The sequence below is a fragment of the Massilia sp. Soil_C_3 genome (assembly GCF_057657035.1).
Genome location: NZ_JBDGJG010000003.1, coordinates 142782 through 160235 on the forward strand (window position 1 = coordinate 142782; position 17454 = coordinate 160235).

19 protein-coding genes are annotated in these 17454 nt (G+C 63.6%); 12 read left to right on the top strand and 7 right to left on the bottom strand.

Going from position 1 to position 17454, the window contains the following annotated elements; translation table 11 throughout:
• Positions 1 to 23 precede the first annotated feature (23 nt).
• Both AC3A6F_RS06350 and AC3A6F_RS06355 read left to right on the top strand, forming a co-directional pair.
• A complete protein-coding gene (locus AC3A6F_RS06350; protein ID WP_487679112.1) occupies positions 24 to 530 on the top strand; it encodes a hypothetical protein in 507 nt (168 codons plus the stop codon).
• 67 nt (positions 531 to 597) lie between these two features.
• Positions 598 to 2247 carry a choice-of-anchor I family protein gene (locus tag AC3A6F_RS06355; RefSeq protein WP_487679113.1) on the top strand — a complete coding sequence of 550 codons (1650 nt, stop codon included), beginning with the start codon at positions 598 to 600 and terminating at the stop codon, positions 2245 to 2247.
• Here the strand turns inward: AC3A6F_RS06355 and AC3A6F_RS06360 are convergent.
• From AC3A6F_RS06360 to AC3A6F_RS06380, 5 genes are all read right to left on the bottom strand, one after another.
• Entirely contained in the window at positions 2241 to 3230 is a 990-nt protein-coding gene (locus AC3A6F_RS06360) for an SDR family oxidoreductase (RefSeq protein WP_487679114.1), read from the bottom strand. The two genes, AC3A6F_RS06355 and AC3A6F_RS06360, sit on opposite strands and share 7 nt — an antisense overlap.
• 92 nt (positions 3231 to 3322) lie before the next feature.
• The gene (locus tag AC3A6F_RS06365; RefSeq protein ID WP_487679115.1) at positions 3323 to 3871 is read right to left on the bottom strand and encodes an RDD family protein; all 549 of its coding nucleotides are present in this window, start codon (positions 3869 to 3871) and stop codon (positions 3323 to 3325) included.
• A complete protein-coding gene (locus AC3A6F_RS06370) occupies positions 3858 to 4673 on the bottom strand; it encodes a DUF3106 domain-containing protein (protein WP_487679116.1) in 816 nt (271 codons plus the stop codon). Before AC3A6F_RS06370 ends, AC3A6F_RS06365 begins: the two co-directional genes overlap by 14 nt.
• Positions 4670 to 5086: a DUF3619 family protein gene (locus AC3A6F_RS06375; RefSeq protein ID WP_147933096.1), complete on the bottom strand. Its 417-nt coding sequence runs from the start codon at positions 5084 to 5086 to the stop codon at positions 4670 to 4672. Before AC3A6F_RS06375 ends, AC3A6F_RS06370 begins: the two co-directional genes overlap by 4 nt.
• On the bottom strand, positions 5083 to 5655 hold the full coding sequence (locus AC3A6F_RS06380) for an RNA polymerase sigma factor (RefSeq protein ID WP_123070640.1): 573 nt from the start codon (positions 5653 to 5655) through the stop codon (positions 5083 to 5085). The genes AC3A6F_RS06375 and AC3A6F_RS06380 overlap by 4 nt, the downstream gene beginning before the upstream one ends.
• 218 nt (positions 5656 to 5873) lie before the next feature.
• Here AC3A6F_RS06380 and AC3A6F_RS06385 point away from each other — a divergent pair, with 218 nt between their 5' ends.
• The 10 genes from AC3A6F_RS06385 (at position 5874) to AC3A6F_RS06430 (ending at position 16295) form a co-directional block, all read left to right on the top strand.
• On the top strand, positions 5874 to 6749 hold the full coding sequence (locus AC3A6F_RS06385) for a TauD/TfdA dioxygenase family protein (RefSeq protein WP_487679117.1): 876 nt from the start codon (positions 5874 to 5876) through the stop codon (positions 6747 to 6749).
• 17 nt (positions 6750 to 6766) lie between these two features.
• Entirely contained in the window at positions 6767 to 7771 is a 1005-nt protein-coding gene (locus tag AC3A6F_RS06390; RefSeq protein ID WP_487679118.1) for an ABC transporter substrate-binding protein, read from the top strand.
• A 1-nt stretch (position 7772) separates the two neighbouring features.
• Positions 7773 to 8615 (top strand): ABC transporter ATP-binding protein, encoded by an 843-nt coding sequence (locus AC3A6F_RS06395; RefSeq protein WP_487679119.1) that lies wholly within the window; start codon positions 7773 to 7775, stop codon positions 8613 to 8615.
• Positions 8615 to 9478 carry an ABC transporter permease gene (locus AC3A6F_RS06400; protein WP_487679120.1) on the top strand — a complete coding sequence of 288 codons (864 nt, stop codon included), beginning with the start codon at positions 8615 to 8617 and terminating at the stop codon, positions 9476 to 9478. Before AC3A6F_RS06395 ends, AC3A6F_RS06400 begins: the two co-directional genes overlap by 1 nt.
• A 486-nt stretch (positions 9479 to 9964) precedes the next feature.
• Positions 9965 to 11692 (top strand): acetolactate synthase 3 catalytic subunit, encoded by a 1728-nt coding sequence (locus tag AC3A6F_RS06405; protein ID WP_487679121.1) that lies wholly within the window; start codon positions 9965 to 9967, stop codon positions 11690 to 11692.
• A complete protein-coding gene (gene ilvN, locus AC3A6F_RS06410) occupies positions 11692 to 12183 on the top strand; it encodes an acetolactate synthase small subunit (protein ID WP_005666354.1) in 492 nt (163 codons plus the stop codon). Before AC3A6F_RS06405 ends, ilvN begins: the two co-directional genes overlap by 1 nt.
• A 96-nt stretch (positions 12184 to 12279) precedes the next feature.
• Positions 12280 to 13296, top strand: a complete 1017-nt coding sequence (gene ilvC, locus AC3A6F_RS06415; RefSeq protein ID WP_487679122.1) for a ketol-acid reductoisomerase — start codon at positions 12280 to 12282, stop codon at positions 13294 to 13296.
• A gap of 311 nt (positions 13297 to 13607) precedes the next feature.
• Positions 13608 to 14378 (top strand): SIMPL domain-containing protein, encoded by a 771-nt coding sequence (locus AC3A6F_RS06420; RefSeq protein WP_487679123.1) that lies wholly within the window; start codon positions 13608 to 13610, stop codon positions 14376 to 14378.
• Between the two features lie 130 nt (positions 14379 to 14508).
• The gene (gene pssA, locus AC3A6F_RS06425) at positions 14509 to 15375 is read left to right on the top strand and encodes a CDP-diacylglycerol--serine O-phosphatidyltransferase (protein WP_123070704.1); all 867 of its coding nucleotides are present in this window, start codon (positions 14509 to 14511) and stop codon (positions 15373 to 15375) included.
• A complete protein-coding gene (locus AC3A6F_RS06430) occupies positions 15375 to 16295 on the top strand; it encodes an alpha/beta hydrolase (RefSeq protein ID WP_487679124.1) in 921 nt (306 codons plus the stop codon). The genes pssA and AC3A6F_RS06430 overlap by 1 nt, the downstream gene beginning before the upstream one ends.
• Positions 16296 to 16298: 3 nt before the next feature.
• On the opposite strand, the gene bamE is transcribed toward AC3A6F_RS06430, so the two are convergent.
• Positions 16299 to 16784 carry an outer membrane protein assembly factor BamE domain-containing protein gene (gene bamE / locus AC3A6F_RS06435; RefSeq protein ID WP_487679125.1) on the bottom strand — a complete coding sequence of 162 codons (486 nt, stop codon included), beginning with the start codon at positions 16782 to 16784 and terminating at the stop codon, positions 16299 to 16301.
• Between the two features lie 22 nt (positions 16785 to 16806).
• The gene (locus tag AC3A6F_RS06440; protein ID WP_487679126.1) at positions 16807 to 17301 is read right to left on the bottom strand and encodes a hypothetical protein; all 495 of its coding nucleotides are present in this window, start codon (positions 17299 to 17301) and stop codon (positions 16807 to 16809) included.
• Positions 17302 to 17454: the final 153 nt, after the last annotated feature.

The window sequence follows — 17454 nt, forward strand, 5'->3', positions numbered from 1 at the left end:
TGTACCGCTTCTACATTCTACTTATGCCAAGTTCGTTCCGCCTCGTCGCGACCAGCGTCCTGTTCTTCCTGTTGCTGGGGCCCGTGATCCCCGTGATCGAATTCACCCTGGCCACCTTGTTCACCAAGGGCCGCATCGAGCTCATGCCGTCGTTCTACCTGGCGGCGCTGCTGTTCGGCGCATTGATCGCGGGTGCGCTGGGCCTTGCCCACGGCATGCTGGTGGCGCTGGCCGTCAAGCTGGAGCCGCTGCGCCGGCGCCTGCAGACCACGCCGCGCCGTGTGCTGCTGGGGGCAGTCGCGGCGCTGACCTGCGGGCTGGCGATGACCGCGCTCACGCTCTACATCGCGCGCCATTCCTATGGCGACCTGTTGGGCGGGATGGACCCGAACAACCCGGATCCATGGAAGATCATCCGCGCCTATATGGTGATCGAGCTGTTCATCCTGCCGGCGCTGGCCTGCGGCATCCTGTTCCAGCTGCTGCCGTGGCCGCGCAAGCTGATGCAGCGCGCCGTCGAACGCGCCTGAGAAGTCATACGGCTGTCATCTTGCATCCATATGCTGTCGATTTTTCATCCTTGGAAAATCGACAACCATGTTCCTGCGTCGCCCCGCCAAACCTTCCCGTTACTTTCCGGGTTACGTCCCGATGTTGAGCGCGATCGCGCTGGCCTGCGTGCTCGCGGCCTGCGGCGGCGACGACGACGATCCGACCCCGACCACGCTCGCGCTGCAAAAGATCGGCGGCTACAACGGCGGAGCGGCCGGCGCGGCCGAGATCACGGCCTATGATGCGGGCAGCCGTCGCCTGTTCGTCGTCAACGGCGCCAACGGCACGGTCGACGTGCTCGACCTGGCGGCCCCAAGCACGCCGAAACTGATCGGCACCATCAATGTGGCCAGCCTGGGCAAGGCGGTCAACAGCGTTGCCGTGCACGACGGCCTGGTGGCGCTGGCGATCGAAGCCAATCCCAAGACCCAGCCGGGCACCGTCGCCTTCTACAATGCGGCCGACCTCAAGCTGGTCAATAGCGTCAAGGTCGGCGCGCTGCCCGACATGCTGACCTTCACGCCGGACGGCAGCAAGGTGCTGGTCGCGAACGAGGGTGAGCCGAGCGGCTATGGCGTGGCCGGCACGACCGATCCGGAAGGTTCGGTCAGCGTTATCACCGTGAACCGCGGCGGTACCCCCTCGGTGGCGACAGCCGACTTCCGCGCCTTCAACGGCCAGGAAACCGCGCTGCGCGCGCAGGGCATCCGCATTTTCGGGCCGAACGCCAGCGCAGCCCAGGACTTCGAGCCGGAATACATCACCGTCAGCGACGACGGCCGCACGGCCTGGGTGACCCTGCAGGAGAACAACGCGATCGCCATCGTCGATATCGCGACGGCCAAGGTCACCGCGGTCAAGCCGCTCGGTTTTAAAGACCACAGCGTCGCCGGCATGGGGATGGATGCGTCGGACGAAGACGGCGGCGCCAATACCAACAGCGGTTCGCCAGCCATCAAGATCGGCCCGCAGCCGGTGAAGGGCATGTACCTGCCGGACGCCATCGCCAGCTATTCGGTGGACGGCAAGCATTACCTGATCACCGCCAACGAGGGAGACGCGCGCGCCGACTGGCCGGGCTTCAATGAAGAGAGCCGCGTGCGTGCGCACTGCACGGCAGGGCTGGACCCCGCCGTCTTCGCGGACGCGGCCAACCAGATCTTCGATTCGAACCTGGGGCGCCTGCGCATCACGACGACGCCGAATGGCGGCAAGGACGGCAAGAACGCGGCAGGGCAGTGCAACGAGCTCTATACCTTCGGCGGCCGTTCGTTCTCGATCTGGGACACCGACATCAAGCGCGTCTACGACTCGGGCGACGAGTTCGAGCAGCGTACCAAGGCGCTGCCGAACGTCAAATTCAACGCCAGCAACGACAACAACGACCTGGAAGACCGCAGTGCCTCGAAGGGCCCGGAGCCAGAGGGCGCGGTGGTCGGCAAGTTCGGCAACAAACACTACGCCTTCATCGGCCTGGAGCGCGTCGGTGGCGTGATGGTGTATGACGTGAGTAAACCATCCCAGCCTTCCTTCGTCACCTACCTGAACACCCGCGACGGCGACAAGGGCGACCTGGGTCCGGAAGGCCTGACCCTGATCCCCGGACACAAGTCGCCGAACGGCAAGCCGCTGCTGATCGTCGGTAACGAGGTCAGCGGCACCACCGCCGTCATGCAGATCAACCTGACCTACTGATCCGCGCGCTTTCGCAGCAGCTGCATGCCGATCGCGGCGGCGACCACCGCCGCACCGGCCACCAGCACCTTGTTGGCCGGCTGGCTCGGCTGCGGCCTTGGTTGATTGAGGCGGCTCGGATCGGCATGCAGGCCACTGGCGCCGCGCGGCGCCTCGTATAGCGCGCCGCGCGTATCGGGCGTGCGTTCCGCCCGTTTTGCCCACGCATCCATGAAACGGTTCATGCCGGCCGCGACGAGATTCGGCGCCAGCTGGGTGGCCTTCATGGCGGCGGCGGGCGCCCCGATCACGGTCGTGTCGCGCGGGCGGCGCGCCAGCTTCACGACGGCGTCGGCCACGGTTTCCGGCGCCAGCGCGCCCGGCGGATACGAGAGATGGGCGCCGCTATAGTTGGCCGCATGGCCAAAGCCGGGCGAATCCACGAAAGTAGGGTACACGTCGCAGACGTGGATATGGCGCCGCTTGCCTACCTCGGCGCGCAGGGCTTCGCTAAAGCCGCGCAGGCCGAACTTGCTGGCCGCGTAGGCTGCGGCATAGGGTGTGGCGACGTAGCCGCCGGACGAGATCATATTGACCCAGATGCCGTGGTCCTGCTCCAAGAAGACCGGCAGCACCGCGTGCGCGTCGTTCATATGGGTGAGCAGGTTCGTTTCGATCACCTGGCGGTGGTCGTCCATGGGCACGTCGTGGTATTTGCCGACCACGCCGGCGCCGACATTGCTGAACCAGAGGTCGATCTGTCCCAGGATGGACCGCGCTTCGCGCGCGAAGGCTGCCACGGCTTTGGCGTCGGTCGCGTCGACCACCACCGTTTCGGCCCGGCCGCCTGCCTGGAAGCAGCGGCGGGCAACGTCGTCGAGGCCTTCCTTGCCGCGCGCGCCGAGCACCAGGTCGGCGCCTTCGCGGGCAAAAGCGATGGCGGTCGCGGCGCCGATGCCGCTGGAGGCGCCCATGATGACCACGCGGAGATTCGATCGCTTCATCGTTGACCTTTCATTCACAGTGAAAAGGTCGATTATTCCGCGATTCCGGAAGCCGCCGCGTTCGAATGCCGCGCGGCAAGCTAGAGGTAGGACTAGCGCTTGATCTTGGGCAGCTGGACCAGGCGGGTGCCGGCCAGGCGGTCGTGCAGGAACTGGCGGTCCTGGTCGAGGAAGGCGGTGAGCGCCCAGAGGACGATGCCGACCGTCAGCGCAACGGCGATCTCGCCCCTGGCGTGCAGCCCGAAGGCGGCGCACACGAGCAGCGCCGGTGCGAACCAGCCCCAGGCCAGCAGGAAGCGCACGATGGCCGTACGCCATGGCAGGCGCGCGTGGCCGGCCTGGACCACCTTGACGCGCCAGGTCTTCATGGCCAGCGTGTGGCCGCTGTCGCGCCAGCACCAGGTGAAGTACAGGCCCGTCACCAGGAACAGCCAGAGCTTGAGCCCATGCTGGAACAGCGGCTCCTGGCGGTTGCCGGTGAGGAGGATGTAGACCAGCACCGCCAGCATCTCGACGGCGAACAGCAGGAAGAATTCATAGACCATCACCGTCACGCGGCGCTTGACGGTCGGCGTCGGGAAGGAGGCCGCGTGCGCCGCAGTAGCCGCGCCCGGACTGGCAAGCGGCTCAGTTGCTTGCATTGGCGGCCTGCGCGGGCGCCTGCTGGCCGCCCGGGGCGGCGATCGCGCCGCCATCGGCGGCGGAACTGGCCGCCGGACCCGGCGTCGCCGGGGAAACGGGAGCAGGGACGGGCTGCGCCGCCGGCGGCACGCCCGCGGTGTCGGTCGGCACCACGGTATCCGTGCCGATCAGGATGCATTCGGCGCCGCGGCGGGTGGTGTTCGGCGGGCAGGGCGTCGGCGTGACCAGCATCGGCGCTTCAGGCAGCGCCACCGGGATGCTCTTGTGGCGCGTCGCCGCCGGGCTGTTGGCCAGCTTGCGTTTCTGGTCCGCCGACAGCTGCTTGTAGTTTTCCCAGTCGGCCGCCTTGTCGCCCTGGGCCAGGCGGCTGGTGCGGCTATAGTTCTCGCGCGCGAGTTCGCGCTGCTCGGGGGTGAGCTTCATCCACTGGCGCATGCGTTCGTGCACGCGCTGCTGCTCGAACGCGGGCATGGAGGCGAAGCGGGCCGACATTTCGATCCATTTGCGCTTGCGCGGTCCTTCCATCTGGTTCCACTCGGGTTCCAGCGGCGCCAGCGCCACTTGCTGGGCGCTGCTCAGATCGTTCCACAGGGGCTTGTCGAAGGTTTTGGGCGACTTGCGTTCGCCATCGACGACATCGGCCACCGACGGCAGTACGGACGGGGTGTCGAAACGGTCCACGATGACCCAGGCGATGACACCCGCCACCAGCACCCCGGCCACCGTTTTCAGGACGGGAAACCGTGCTTTCGAGGCGCCGGGCTTCGATGCGCGAGACTGTGAAGCGTCGTTCTTCGTCATTGCCGGCGCTGCTGCGACTCCAGATAGGCGGAAAAGCCAGGGTCGAGGTACGCGTTGAGCGGCAGTTCATCGGACAGCACGGCCGCGTCGATGTCGGCCAGCTCGGCGATCTGCTGTTGCTGTTCGTGCTGGTAGACACCGCCCATGCCGATCACCAGCGCCAGGACCGGCACCGCAACGGCCAGGCGCGACATGGCCGGGCCGCTCAGGGCATTGCCGAAGCCGGCCAGCATCTGGCGCCAGCCGGAAGGGGCCGGCTTGAAATACTCGACCGGCGCGTCCGCCTTCTTGCGCGCGAGCGCGGCGGCGCGCGCGGCGGCGAGCCGGTCGGTGGTCGATGCCGGCAGGGTATCGAGCTGTTCGTTCAGTGCATGGCGGATTTTATACGCCAGGTTGATGTCGTCGGTATTCATAGTGTGATTCCCTTGGCCTTGAGCGCTGCGGCGAGGGCGTGGGTGGCACGGGAGCAATGTGTCTTGACGCTGCCTTCGGAGCATCCCATTGCTTCGGCCGTTTCGGCCACGTCCATATCCTGCCAGTAACGCATGAGGAAGGCTTCCCGTTGACGCGTTGGGAGCTTTTGTACTTCTTCTTCGATCAAGCGCAAAGTTTGTTCACGCTCAAGCTGGTCCGCACTCGACTCTGCCGCGGCCGATCCATCTTCAGCCGCGTATGAGGCAAGTATATCAAAGTCGTCATCGTCATCTCCCTCACGGCGGCTGAAGCCCGAAAACAGGCTGACCCAGGTGTTGCGCACTTTTTCGCGGCGGAAGTAATCGAGAATCGTCGTCTGCAGGATGCGCTGGAACAGCATCGGCAGCTCGGCGGCTGGCTTGTCGCCATATTTTTCGGCCAGCTTGATCATGGCGTCCTGGACGATGTCCAGCGCCGACTCGTCCTTGCGCACCGCATACACCGCCTGCTTGAACGCACGCCGTTCGACATTCTCGAGGAAGTCGTTGAGTTCTTTATCTGTGGCCATGCGGGTTCAAGGAAGCGCTCGTCTTACTCGTGCTTTAGGGAAAACCTTCGCATCCTAGCAAAAAACGTCCTGGCCTGCACCGACATCTCACAGTGGAGGGAGACGGCAATGCTATTTGCATAACGTTCAGAAACTGCATGAAGATACGCGAAATCATTCGTTGTTCGCCTATTGGAGCGTCATTACGCTAGCAACACGACCACACCGCCTCCGCCATCATGCCGCTCGATATTCCCCGCCAAGCATTCGCTGTCCACCCCATTGTCAAAGCGCCGCTGGGCGCCGAAGTCGTCGGCCTCGACCTGTCGCGTCCCCTCAGTGCGCAAGACTTCGAACGCCTGCACCGCGCCCACCTCGACTACCACGTGCTGGTGTTTCGCGACCAGCACATCACGCCCGCCCAGCAGGTGGAGTTCAGCCGTCGTTTCGGGCAATTGCAAATTCACGTGCTGCGCAATTTTCAGCTGACGGGCCACCCCGAACTATTGATCGTCTCGAACATCCGCGAGAACGGCGAGCCGATCGGCCTGGGCGATGCCGGCCATTTCTGGCATTCCGACCTGTCGTACAAGGAAACGCCGAGCCTGGGCTCGATGTTGCATGCGCAAGAGTTGCCGGAAGAAGGCGGCGACACCCTGTTCGCGAACCAGCACACGGCCTGGGAAGCCTTGCCTGACCACCTGAAGCGCGAGGTCGAAGGCTTGCAGGCCGAGCACTGGTATCTGGCGAAGTATGAAGAGCTGCGCCAGAAAAACCCGTTCCGCCCGAAGCTCACCCAGTCCCAGATCGACGAAGTCAAGCCGGTCAGCCACCCGGTGGTGCGCACCCATCCCGAAACCGGCCGCAAGGCCCTGTTCGTCAGCGAGCACTTCACGACCCGCATCCTGGGCATATCTGAACAGCGCAGCCGTGAGCTGCTCGACGCGCTGTTCGACCACAGCACGCGCGCGCCTCACGTGTACCGCCATCACTGGCAGCCGCACGACATGGTGTTCTGGGACAACCGTTCGCTGATGCACCTGGCGGCCGGCTGTCCGGACCACCTGCGCCGCAAGCTGTACCGCACGACCATCGAAGGCGACGTTCCGTTCTGACTCAACCCGGGAAACCCATGACACTCCACAAGAAGTTCATTGCCTTCGGTGCCGCGCTGGCCCTGGCGCTGCCATCATTTGCCCAGGCCGAAGGCCAGATCCGCATCGCCGAGCAGTTCGGCGTGGTCTACCTGCTGCTGAACGTGGCGCAAGACCAGAAACTCATCGAAAAGCATGGCAAGAAGCAGGGCGTCGACGTCGACGTCGGCTGGGTCAAGCTGTCCGGCGGCGCCGTGATCAACGATGCGCTGCTGTCGGGCTCGATCGATATCGCCGGCGCCGGCGTCGGCCCCCTGATGACGATCTGGGACCGCACCAAGGGCCGCCAGAACGTGCGCGGCGTCGCCTCGCTGGGCAGCTTCCCCTATTACCTGGTCAGCACCAATCCGAACGTCAAGACCATTGCCGACTTCGGCCCGAAAGACCGCATTGCCTTGCCGGCGGTGACGGTGTCGGTGCAGGCCCGCATCCTGCAGATGGCCGCCGCCAAGCAGTGGGGCAATGCCCAGTTCAAGAAACTCGACCCGATCACCCAGACCTTGCCGCACCCGGACGCGGCCGCGGCCCTGATCGCCGGCAAGACCGAACTGAACGCCCACTTCGGCGGGCCGCCATTCCAGGAGCAAGAACTTGCCGGTAACCCGAACGCGAAAATCGTGCTCGATTCCTATCAGGTGCTGGGCGGGCCGGCCTCGGCAACGGTGCTGTATGCCACCGAAAAATATGTGAAGGAAAATCCAAAGACCTACCGCGCCTTCCTCGATGCGCTGGCCGAGGCGGCCGAGTACATCGCGACCAATCCGGACGGCGCAGCCGATGCCTACCTGCGGGTGAATAAGGGCAATATCGACCGCGCGCTGCTGCTGAAGGTGATCAAGGATCCGAAAACGCAGTTCCGCGTCGCGCCGCAGAATACGCTGGGCCTTGCGCAATTTTTGCATCAGGTCGGCGCCATCAAGAACAAGCCGGCCTCGTGGAAGGATTATTTCTTCGAGCATCCGGTCATCGCCAACGGGAGCTGACATGGTGACCCCCGTCATACCGCTGAACCTGGTCCCCCCTGAACCATTGCTGCGCGCCGAGCACGTCACCCTCGAGTATGCGAGCGAACGCGGCATCGTGCGCGCCACGGACGACGTCAGCTTCGACGTCCACCGCGGCGACCGCTTCGTGCTGCTGGGACCGTCCGGCTGCGGCAAGTCGACCTTGTTGAAAGCGATTGGCGGCTTCATCGCGCCGCGCGCCGGCAGCCTCAGCCTGTCCGGCAAGCCGATCACGGGGCCGGGGCCGGACCGCATCGTCGTGTTCCAGGAATTCGACCAGCTGCCGCCATGGAAGACGGTGCGGCAGAACGTGATGTTTCCGATGCTGGCGGGCGGCGTAGGACGAGAAGAGAGCGACAGGCGCGCCCGTCACTGGCTGGGCAAGGTCGGGCTGGCCCGCTTTGCCGACGCCTATCCGCACACCCTGTCGGGCGGCATGAAGGCGCGGGTGGCCATTGCCCGTGCGCTAGCGATGCAGCCGGCCGTGCTGCTGATGGACGAGCCGTTCGCCGCGCTCGATGCGCTGACCCGGCGCAGCATGCAGGAAGAGCTGCAGGCGCTGTGGGACGAGATCGGTTTTACCATGCTGTTCGTGACCCACTCGATCGAGGAGGCGCTGGTGGTTGGCAACCGCATCCTGCTGCTGTCGCCCCATCCGGGCCGGGTGCGGGCCGAGCTCAATAGTCACCAGTTCAGCTTGTCGAGTGCCGGTAGCCAGGAATTCCAGGCGGCGACCCAGCGCATCCATGGGCTGCTGTTCGGCGCCGGGGAAGCCGCGCCCGATGTGCGCGAGGGTGCTCACCTCGTGGCGGAGGCGCATTGATGACGACCTTGCGTGAACCGCCGATCCGCCCCGAGTACATCCTTCCATTGCGGCCCGTCGTCGCCGCGCCGGCGTCGGCAGCGTCCGTATCGCTCGACCGCTTCGGCTGGCTGAGAAAGCCCGCCATTTTGCTGGCGCTGGCCGTCGTGTGGGAAGCGCTCGCGCGCTGGTTCGACAACGACCTGCTGCTGCCGGGCGCGCTGCAGACCGGCCGCGCCTTCGTGGACGGCATGCTGTCGGGCGAGCTGATCGGCTATGTCTCGGTGTCGCTGGCGATCCTGGGCCAGGGCTTCCTGCTGGGCGTGGCGGGCTCTTTCCTGCTGACCTGGCTGGCCGTCTCGAACCGCTTCGGACGCGAGCTGATCGATACCCTGACCTCGATGTTCAACCCGCTGCCGGCCATCGCACTGCTGCCGCTGGCCCTGCTGTGGTTCGGGCTGGGCAAGGGCAGCCTGTTGATGGTGCTGGTGCACTCGGTGGTGTGGCCGCTGACCCTGAATGCCAGCGCCGGTTTTCGCGCCGTGCCCGAAACCTTGCGCATGGCTGGTCGCAATTACGGTCTCGGTGGATTGCGCATGGTGTTGCAGATCCTGATTCCGGCGGCGCTGCCGGCCATCCTGTCGGGCCTGAAAATCGGCTGGGCGTTTGCCTGGCGTACCCTGATCGCGGCCGAGCTGGTATTCGGCAGCACCTCGGGGCAGGGCGGGCTGGGGTGGTATATCTTCCAGAGCCGCAATGAACTGTTCACCGACAAGGTGTTCGCGGGGTTGGCGACCGTGATCCTGATTGGCCTGGCCATCGAGCACTTCGTGTTTCAGGCGCTGGAGAGAGTTACCGTGCGGCGGTGGGGGATGCAGCGGTGAACGCGTGGACGGCGTAGCCGGCTGCGCGCCCCGGGCCACCCTACGATCGACGCACGCCACGCTAAAACGGCGCACTTTATCGGGCTTTCGCCAAATTTGTTGCACCATTTTTGTTCATGAAGCGATTTTTATCTTTCCTTCTTGACCAAAATGGTGCGGCGCGGTAAGGTGTCCCTCACGCTTTGCATCCCCAAGGCTTTTACGTCATCCGGACCCGGCACACAAGGCCCAGTCCGGTTATGACACGCTTTCATTTGTAGGCAGTTTGCTCCGACCCGCGCCACAAGCGCGAGAGATGCGTAAGACCGCTACAGACACTCACGCTCAACGAGTTGCGCCCAGCGCCGGTGCGTAAGGACCCTACGGTGTCCGAAACATCGACGTGCACGCAGAAAGTAGTCAAGCCTGAGGGTTGTCGCGCAAAGACGCATATCGTTAGGAACGGGCATCCGATCAATCTCCCATTGGGTTTTGAAAGGAATGTACATGAGTAACGATTCAGCCGTCCCGATCACGGGCGCTGAGATAGTGGTCCGTTGTCTGGCGGAAGAGGGCGTCAAGCACGTCTTCGGTTACCCGGGCGGCGCGGTCCTCTATATCTACGACGCGATCTTCCAGCAGGACAAATTCCAGCACGTTCTCGTTCGCCACGAACAGGCCGCGGTGCACGCCGCCGACGCCTATTCGCGCAGCTCGAACACCGTGGGCGTCGCCCTGGTCACTTCCGGCCCCGGCGTCACCAATGCCGTCACTGGTCTGTCCACCGCTTATATGGATTCGATCCCGATGGTCGTGATCTCGGGCCAGGTGCCGAGCCACGCGATCGGCCAGGATGCGTTCCAGGAATGCGATACCGTCGGCATCACCCGTCCGGTGGTCAAGCACAACTTCCTGGTCAAGGATGTGCGCGAACTGGCCTCTACCATCAAGAAAGCCTTCTTCATTGCCCGTACCGGCCGTCCAGGCCCCGTGCTGGTCGATATTCCGAAGGACATCACGGTCAATAAATGCCTGTTCGAGTACCCGCGCGAGATCGAGATGCGCTCGTACCGTCCGGTCGACAAGGGCCATGCCGGCCAGATCCGCAAGGCGGTCCAGCTGCTGCAGAACGCCGAGCGCCCGATGATCTATGCGGGCGGCGGCGTGATCCTGGCCAATGCCTCGGATGAACTGAACCGCCTGGTCGAGAAAACCGGTTTCCCGATCACGAATACGCTGATGGGCCTGGGCGGATCGCGCTCTTCCGATCCGCACTTCGTCGGCATGCCGGGCATGCACGGCACCTATGAAGCGAACATGGCGATGCAGCACTGCGACGTCCTGATCGCCATCGGCTCCCGCTTCGACGACCGCGTGATCGGCAATCCGAAGCACTTCGCCTCGCATCCGCGCAAGATCATCCACATCGACATCGACCCTTCGTCGATCTCGAAACGGGTGCGGGTCGACATCCCGATCGTCGGCAACGTCAAGGATGTGCTGGTCGAACTGCTGTCGCAGCTGGACGCCGGCAATGTCTCGCCGAACACCAATGCGCTGCAGGGCTGGTGGAAGCAGATCGCCGAATGGCGTGGCCGCGACTGCCTCAAGTATCTGACTTCCGATACCGTGATCAAGCCGCAGTCGGTGATCGAGCAACTGCACCGCGTGACCAATGGCGACGCCTTCATCACCTCTGACGTCGGCCAGCACCAGATGTGGGCCGCGCAGTACTACGCCTTCGACAAGCCGCGGCGCTGGATCAATTCCGGCGGCCTGGGCACGATGGGCGTCGGCCTGCCGTACGCGATGGGCGTGCAGATGGCCAATCCGGATGCGACCGTGGCCTGCGTCACCGGCGAGGGTTCGATCCAGATGTGCATCCAGGAGCTTGCCACCTGCAAGCAATACCACCTGACGCCAAAGATCATCCTGCTCAACAACCGCTTCCTGGGCATGGTGCGCCAGTGGCAGCAGATCGACTACGGTTCGCGCTATTCCGAGTCGTACATGGATTCGCTGCCCGATTTCGAGAAGCTGGCCGAGGCCTATGGCCACGTCGGCATGCGCATCGAAAAGCCGGGCGACGTCGAGGGCTCGCTGCGCGAAGCCTTCGCCATGAAGGACCGCCTGGTCTTCATGAACTTCATCACCGACCAGAACGAAAACGTCTGGCCGATGGTCAAGGCGGGCCGTGGCCTGAACGAAATGCTGCTCGGCTCGGAGGACCTGTGATGCGCCACATTATCTCTGTCCTCCTGGAGAACGAAGCCGGCGCGCTGTCGCGCGTGGTCGGCCTGTTCTCGGCGCGCGGCTACAACATCGAAACCCTGACCGTGGCCCCGACCGAAGACGCGACCCTGTCGCGCATGACGATCGTCACTTCCGGTTCGGACGACATCATCGAGCAGATCACCAAGCACCTGAACCGCCTGATCGAGGTGGTGAAGGTAGTCGACCTGACCGAAGGCCAGCACATCGAGCGCGAGCTCATGCTGATCAAGGTGCGCGCGGTCGGCAAGGAGCGCGAAGAAATGAAGCGCACCGCCGACATCTTCCGCGGCCGCATCATCGATGTCACCGAAAAGACCTACACGATCGAGCTCACCGGCGCCAAGTCGAAGCTGGACGCCTTCATCGACTCGATCGACCGGGCTTCCATCCTCGAGACGGTCCGCACCGGCGGCTCGGGCATCGGGCGCGGCGAACGCATCCTAAAAGTCTGACCAAAAAAGCTGAATGAACGACGTAGGGTTGGCGGCTATGCCGCCGACGCGTTACGCCCGAATACCCACTAAATTACTCAAATACAGGACACCCAAATGAAAGTTTTCTACGACAAAGACTGCGACCTCTCCCTCATCAAAGGCAAGAACGTCGCCATCATCGGTTACGGCTCGCAAGGTCACGCCCACGCCCAGAACCTCTCTGAATCGGGCGTCAACGTCACCGTCGGCCTGCGCCGCGGCGGCGCGTCATGGGGCAAGGTCGAACAAGCCGGCCTGAAGGTCGCCGAGGTCGACGAGGCAGTCAAGGCTGCCGACGTCATCATGATCCTGCTGCCGGACGAGAACATCGCCGAGGTCTACAACAAGAACGTCGCCCCGAATGCCAAGCAGGGCGCGGTCCTGGCATTCGCCCACGGTTTCAACGTCCACTACGGCCAGGTCGTGCCGCGCGCCGACCTCGACGTGATCATGGTCGCGCCAAAGGCCCCAGGCCACACCGTGCGCGGCACCTACACGCAAGGCGGCGGCGTGCCGCACCTGGTTGCCGTGTACCAGGACAAATCGGGCGCGGCGCGCGACATCGCGCTGTCGTATGCCATGGCCAACGGCGGCGGCCGTGCCGGCATCATCGAGACCAACTTCCGCGAAGAAACCGAGACCGACTTGTTCGGCGAGCAGGCCGTGCTGTGCGGCGGCGCCGTCGAGCTGATCAAGGCTGGCTTCGAAACCCTGACCGAAGCCGGCTACGCGCCTGAAATGGCGTACTTCGAGTGCCTGCACGAGCTGAAACTGATCGTCGACCTGATCTACGAAGGCGGCATCGCCAACATGAACTACTCGATCTCGAACAATGCGGAATACGGCGAATACGTGACCGGCCCGCGCATCGTCACCGAAGACACCAAGAACGCGATGCGCCAGTGCCTGAAGGACATCCAGACCGGCGAATACGCCAAGAGCTTCATCCTGGAAAACAAGGCCGGCGCCCCAACCCTGATCTCGCGCCGCCGCCTGACCGCCGAGCACCAGATCGAAGAAGTCGGCGCCAAGCTGCGCGGCATGATGCCGTGGATCGCCAAGAACAAGCTGGTGGATCAGTCGAAGAACTAATTTTTTTGGCACGGTAGCGCAGCGATTACGCCACCGTTCCCTCCGACCTCCGCACGTCGTCCCCGCGCAGGCGGGGACCCAAGTCCTCATCGAGCCACTTATATAAAATTAAGTGGCTACGCGAAGAAACTTGGGTCCCCGCCTGCGCGGGGACGACGTTGTTTTGGGCATGCGGTCATTCGAACTGTTACAAATTCGACCGTAAACCTACTCATTTGCAACTGTCCATTACAAAATCACGATGGAATCATTGTGATTGGTATCGTATAAGTGCTGTCAGACATCTGTCGCAACTTATAGGAGAACAATAAATGGCTGTTTCTAAATCCCTCGTCGCCGCCGCTCTGGTCCTGGCTTTCAGCGCCGCCCAGGCGCAAAACCTGCCGTCGCCGGCCACCAGCGGCACCATGGTCGTGGTTCCCGCCTTCGGCGAAGTCAAGCACGCCAATGATCAGGCCACCGTTGTCTTCGCCGTCGAAGAGCACGACAAGGACAAGAATGCCGCCGCCGACCGCGTCAACCGCAAGATGAAGGAGGGCACCGAGATCGTGCGCCGCGCCGATCCGAATGCCGAACTCAAGACCCAGGGCTATTACACCTACCCGGTCTATCCGGAAGTGCCGCCGCAGCCAGTCGGCCGCACCACGCAGCAGCCGGTCAAGCCGGTGCCGATCGCCTGGCGCGTCGGCCAGTACCTGGAAGTGAAGACGACCAACCTGGCCGCGCTGCCGAAGACCGCCGCCGCCGCCCAGAAGGTGCTGCAGATCAATGGCGTTAATTTTGGCCTGAGCCCTGAACTCGAAAAGCGCCTGGACGACCAGCGTATCGCCGCAACCTACCGGAACCTGAACGAGCGCATCGTCTCGATCGCCAAGGCCATGGGCCGCCAGCCGACCGACGCCGTGCTCGATACGGTCGACTTCGAGGGCTCGGGCAATTACGCGGGCGATGCCGCGGCGCCGCAGGCCATGATGATGCGCAGCGCCAAGCGCGAGATGGCCGACGAGATGTCGGAACCGAGCTTCGAGCCGGGCGAAACCACGCTGCAAATGCGCGTGGTGGGCAAGGTCAAGTTCAAGTAAAAGCTGGCTGTGTTCAAGTAAGCGCCAGGCAATCGCCAGTCGGGTTAGCGTAGTGTTTCGCTAACACGTGTCCCCACCTCTATAATGTGGGGGAACTGTCGCTCGGCGACTTACTTGAATACGATTCCTTATGCCAACCTTTCCACGAAGAAGAACACCAGGGACAACGCCAAAGGGTCCACGATTTTCCCGCCTGAAAAAGCGTTTCGGCCGCCGCGCGGAAGACCGCCAGGCCGGCGAACGTGGGCGCGGCATCTACCTGCTTCCCAATGCCTTCACCACCGCGGCCCTGTTCTGCGGCTTCTACGCCATCGTCATGGCGATGAACCAGCGCTTCGAGCATGCCTGCTGGGCCGTGTTCATCGCCATGATCCTCGACGGCCTGGACGGACGCATCGCGCGCCTGACCAATACCCAGTCCGAGTTCGGCGCGCAATACGACAGCCTGGCCGACATGGTCTCGTTCGGCGCCGCGCCGGCGCTGGTGATCTATGAATGGTCGCTGCGCGGCCTTGGCAAGCTGGGCTGGATCGCGGCCTTTATCTACTGCGCTTGCGCGGCGCTGCGCCTGGCGCGCTTCAACACCAATATCCAGGTGGTGGACAAGCGCTTCTTCCAGGGCTTGCCGAGCCCAGCCGCCGCGGCGCTGGTAATCGGCTTCATCATGATGATGATCGACCCCGACATCAGCGTCAGCGCGCGCAAGGTCGATTGGGTGTCGTGGTGCATCGCCGTGTTCGCGGGCCTGACCATGGTGTCGAATGTGCCGTTCTACAGTTTTAAAGACATCAATTTCAGGAAGTCGGTGCCGTTCATCGCGGTGTTCCTGATCGCGCTGGTGCTGGCGCTGCTGGCGATCGATCCGCCCAAGGTGCTGTGGCCGATCTTCGTGGTGTATGGCCTGTCGGGCTATGCCGTGTATGTCTGGCAGAAGGCCAAGGGCAAGCCGGTTAGCATCATTCCGCTCGACGACGAGCCGGACGACGTGCGCCGCTGATGCCGGTGACTGGCTCCCGTTTGCGGTTGACGAAGACGCTCGCCGTCGCCGCGGCGGCGCTGGCTGCGCTGGTCCTGGCCGGCGCCCTGAGCGCCTGTTCACCGCTCAGCCTGGTCAATGCGGTGTCGCCAGGCGGAACGGCGCGTTCGGTCGCGACGGCCGCCTTCGGTCCCGACCCGCGCCACGTGCTGTCCATCTACCGGCCCGCATCGGGCGCAAGCAAGGCGCCGGTGATCGTCTTCTTCTACGGCGGCAATTGGGTCAGTGGCGAGCGCGACGATTATGCCTTCGTCGGGCGTTCGCTGGCCAAGCGCGGATTCGTGGTGGTGATTCCCGATTATCGCCTGTATCCACAGGCCAGCTATCCCGGCTTCCTGCACGATGGCGCGCGCGCCGTCGTCTGGACCCAGCGCCGGATCGCGGCCTATGGCGGCGATCCGAAACGCCTGTTCGTCATGGGGCATAGCGCAGGCGCCTACAACGCGGCGATGCTGGCGCTCGATCCGCGCTGGCTGCGCGAACAGGGGAGTAGCCCTGGCATCCTGCGCGGCTGGATCGGCCTGGCGGGCCCGTATAATTTCTTGCCCGTCGAGAACGAAACCACGCGTCCTGTTTTTCACTATCCCGATACGCCGCGCGACTCGCAGCCGATCGATCATGTCAGGGCCGGGGCGCCGCCGGCGCTGCTGATCGCCGCCCGCAACGACACGACGGTGAACCCGGAACGCAATACCGGCGCGCTCGCGGCCAGGATGCGCAACGCCGACGTTCCCGTGCGCGAGGAATATTACGACAACGTCAACCACGCCACCCTGGTGGCCACGCTCTCGTCCACGCTGAGCCGCCTGGCGCCAAGTCTGGACGCGGTCGAGGATTTCGTGCGCAGCGACGGCGGCCGCCGCACCGTTCCGGCAAAATAACGCTCAGAAACCGAAGCGGTCGCGCGGTTCGTACATCGGATCGGGACCATTCATCATCTGCCGCACCACGCCTTGCCCGTCGAAATGGACGTGCATGAGCGAATTCCAGACGCCGGCTTCCTTGTAGCGATAAGACCAGACTTCATAATCTTTCATGGCGACATGCGACCGCTCCGCGGGGCGGCCGACGGTGTGCAATACCTGCTCCCTGGTCGTTTGATCGATTTTAATCGTGGCAAATTTCTCGCTCGTGAGTACTTGCTCGTATGAGAGCAGGCGGCCATCCGGGCCGAGGTGCGCCATCCAGGTGTTCTGGCCCATGGGGCCGGTGGCGTATTCGAGCGTGCGAGACGCGCCATCGACATACACCGCGGTTGGCGCCCCCATCTTGGCCTGGATCACATCCTGCGTGTCGCCGGGGTTCGGCGGCGTGCGCATGGCGCAGGCCGTCAGCAGCAAGGTGGCGATGAATATTGTTCGTTTGATCATTGTGTTTTAATCGTCGCAGCACTCACCAGATGCCGCGATCCTGTGGGTTATACATGGGATCCGACGCATTCATCATCTGGCGCACCACGCCTTGCCCGTCAAAATGGACGTGCATCAATGAATTCCACACGCCGGCCTCCTTGTAGCGATATGACCATACCTCATAGTCGTGCATGGCGACGCGTGAGCGCTCGGCCGGATGGCCAAAGGTGCGCAGCATGTCGCCCTTCGTCGCATGGTCAATTTTAACAGTGGCGAATTTCTCGCTGGTCAGGACTTGCTCGTAGGAGGCGAGGCGGCCATCCGGGCCCAGGTGCGCCATCCAGGTGTATTGGCCCATGGGGCCGGTAGAGTACTCGAGGGTGCGTTGCGCGCCGTCGGTGTAGACCGCAGTAGGCGCGCCCATTTTGGACTGGATGACGTCCTGCGAATCGCCGGGATCCGGCGCCTGGCGGATGGCGCAGCCGGCCAGCAGCAGGGCAACGATTAGCGTTGTAAGTTTGCTCATCTTGTTCATGATTGTCACCTGTGTCGAGCTTGCCAGCCGGGCGGCGTCCTGTCCAATCGCTGAAGGAAGAAAGCAAACACTGGTTCGAGCCGGCGTTTTGCACTATACTGGCGGGTCTGTCCAATCCGGACAGTTATTTGATAAATCACGGTGCTCTGGGTT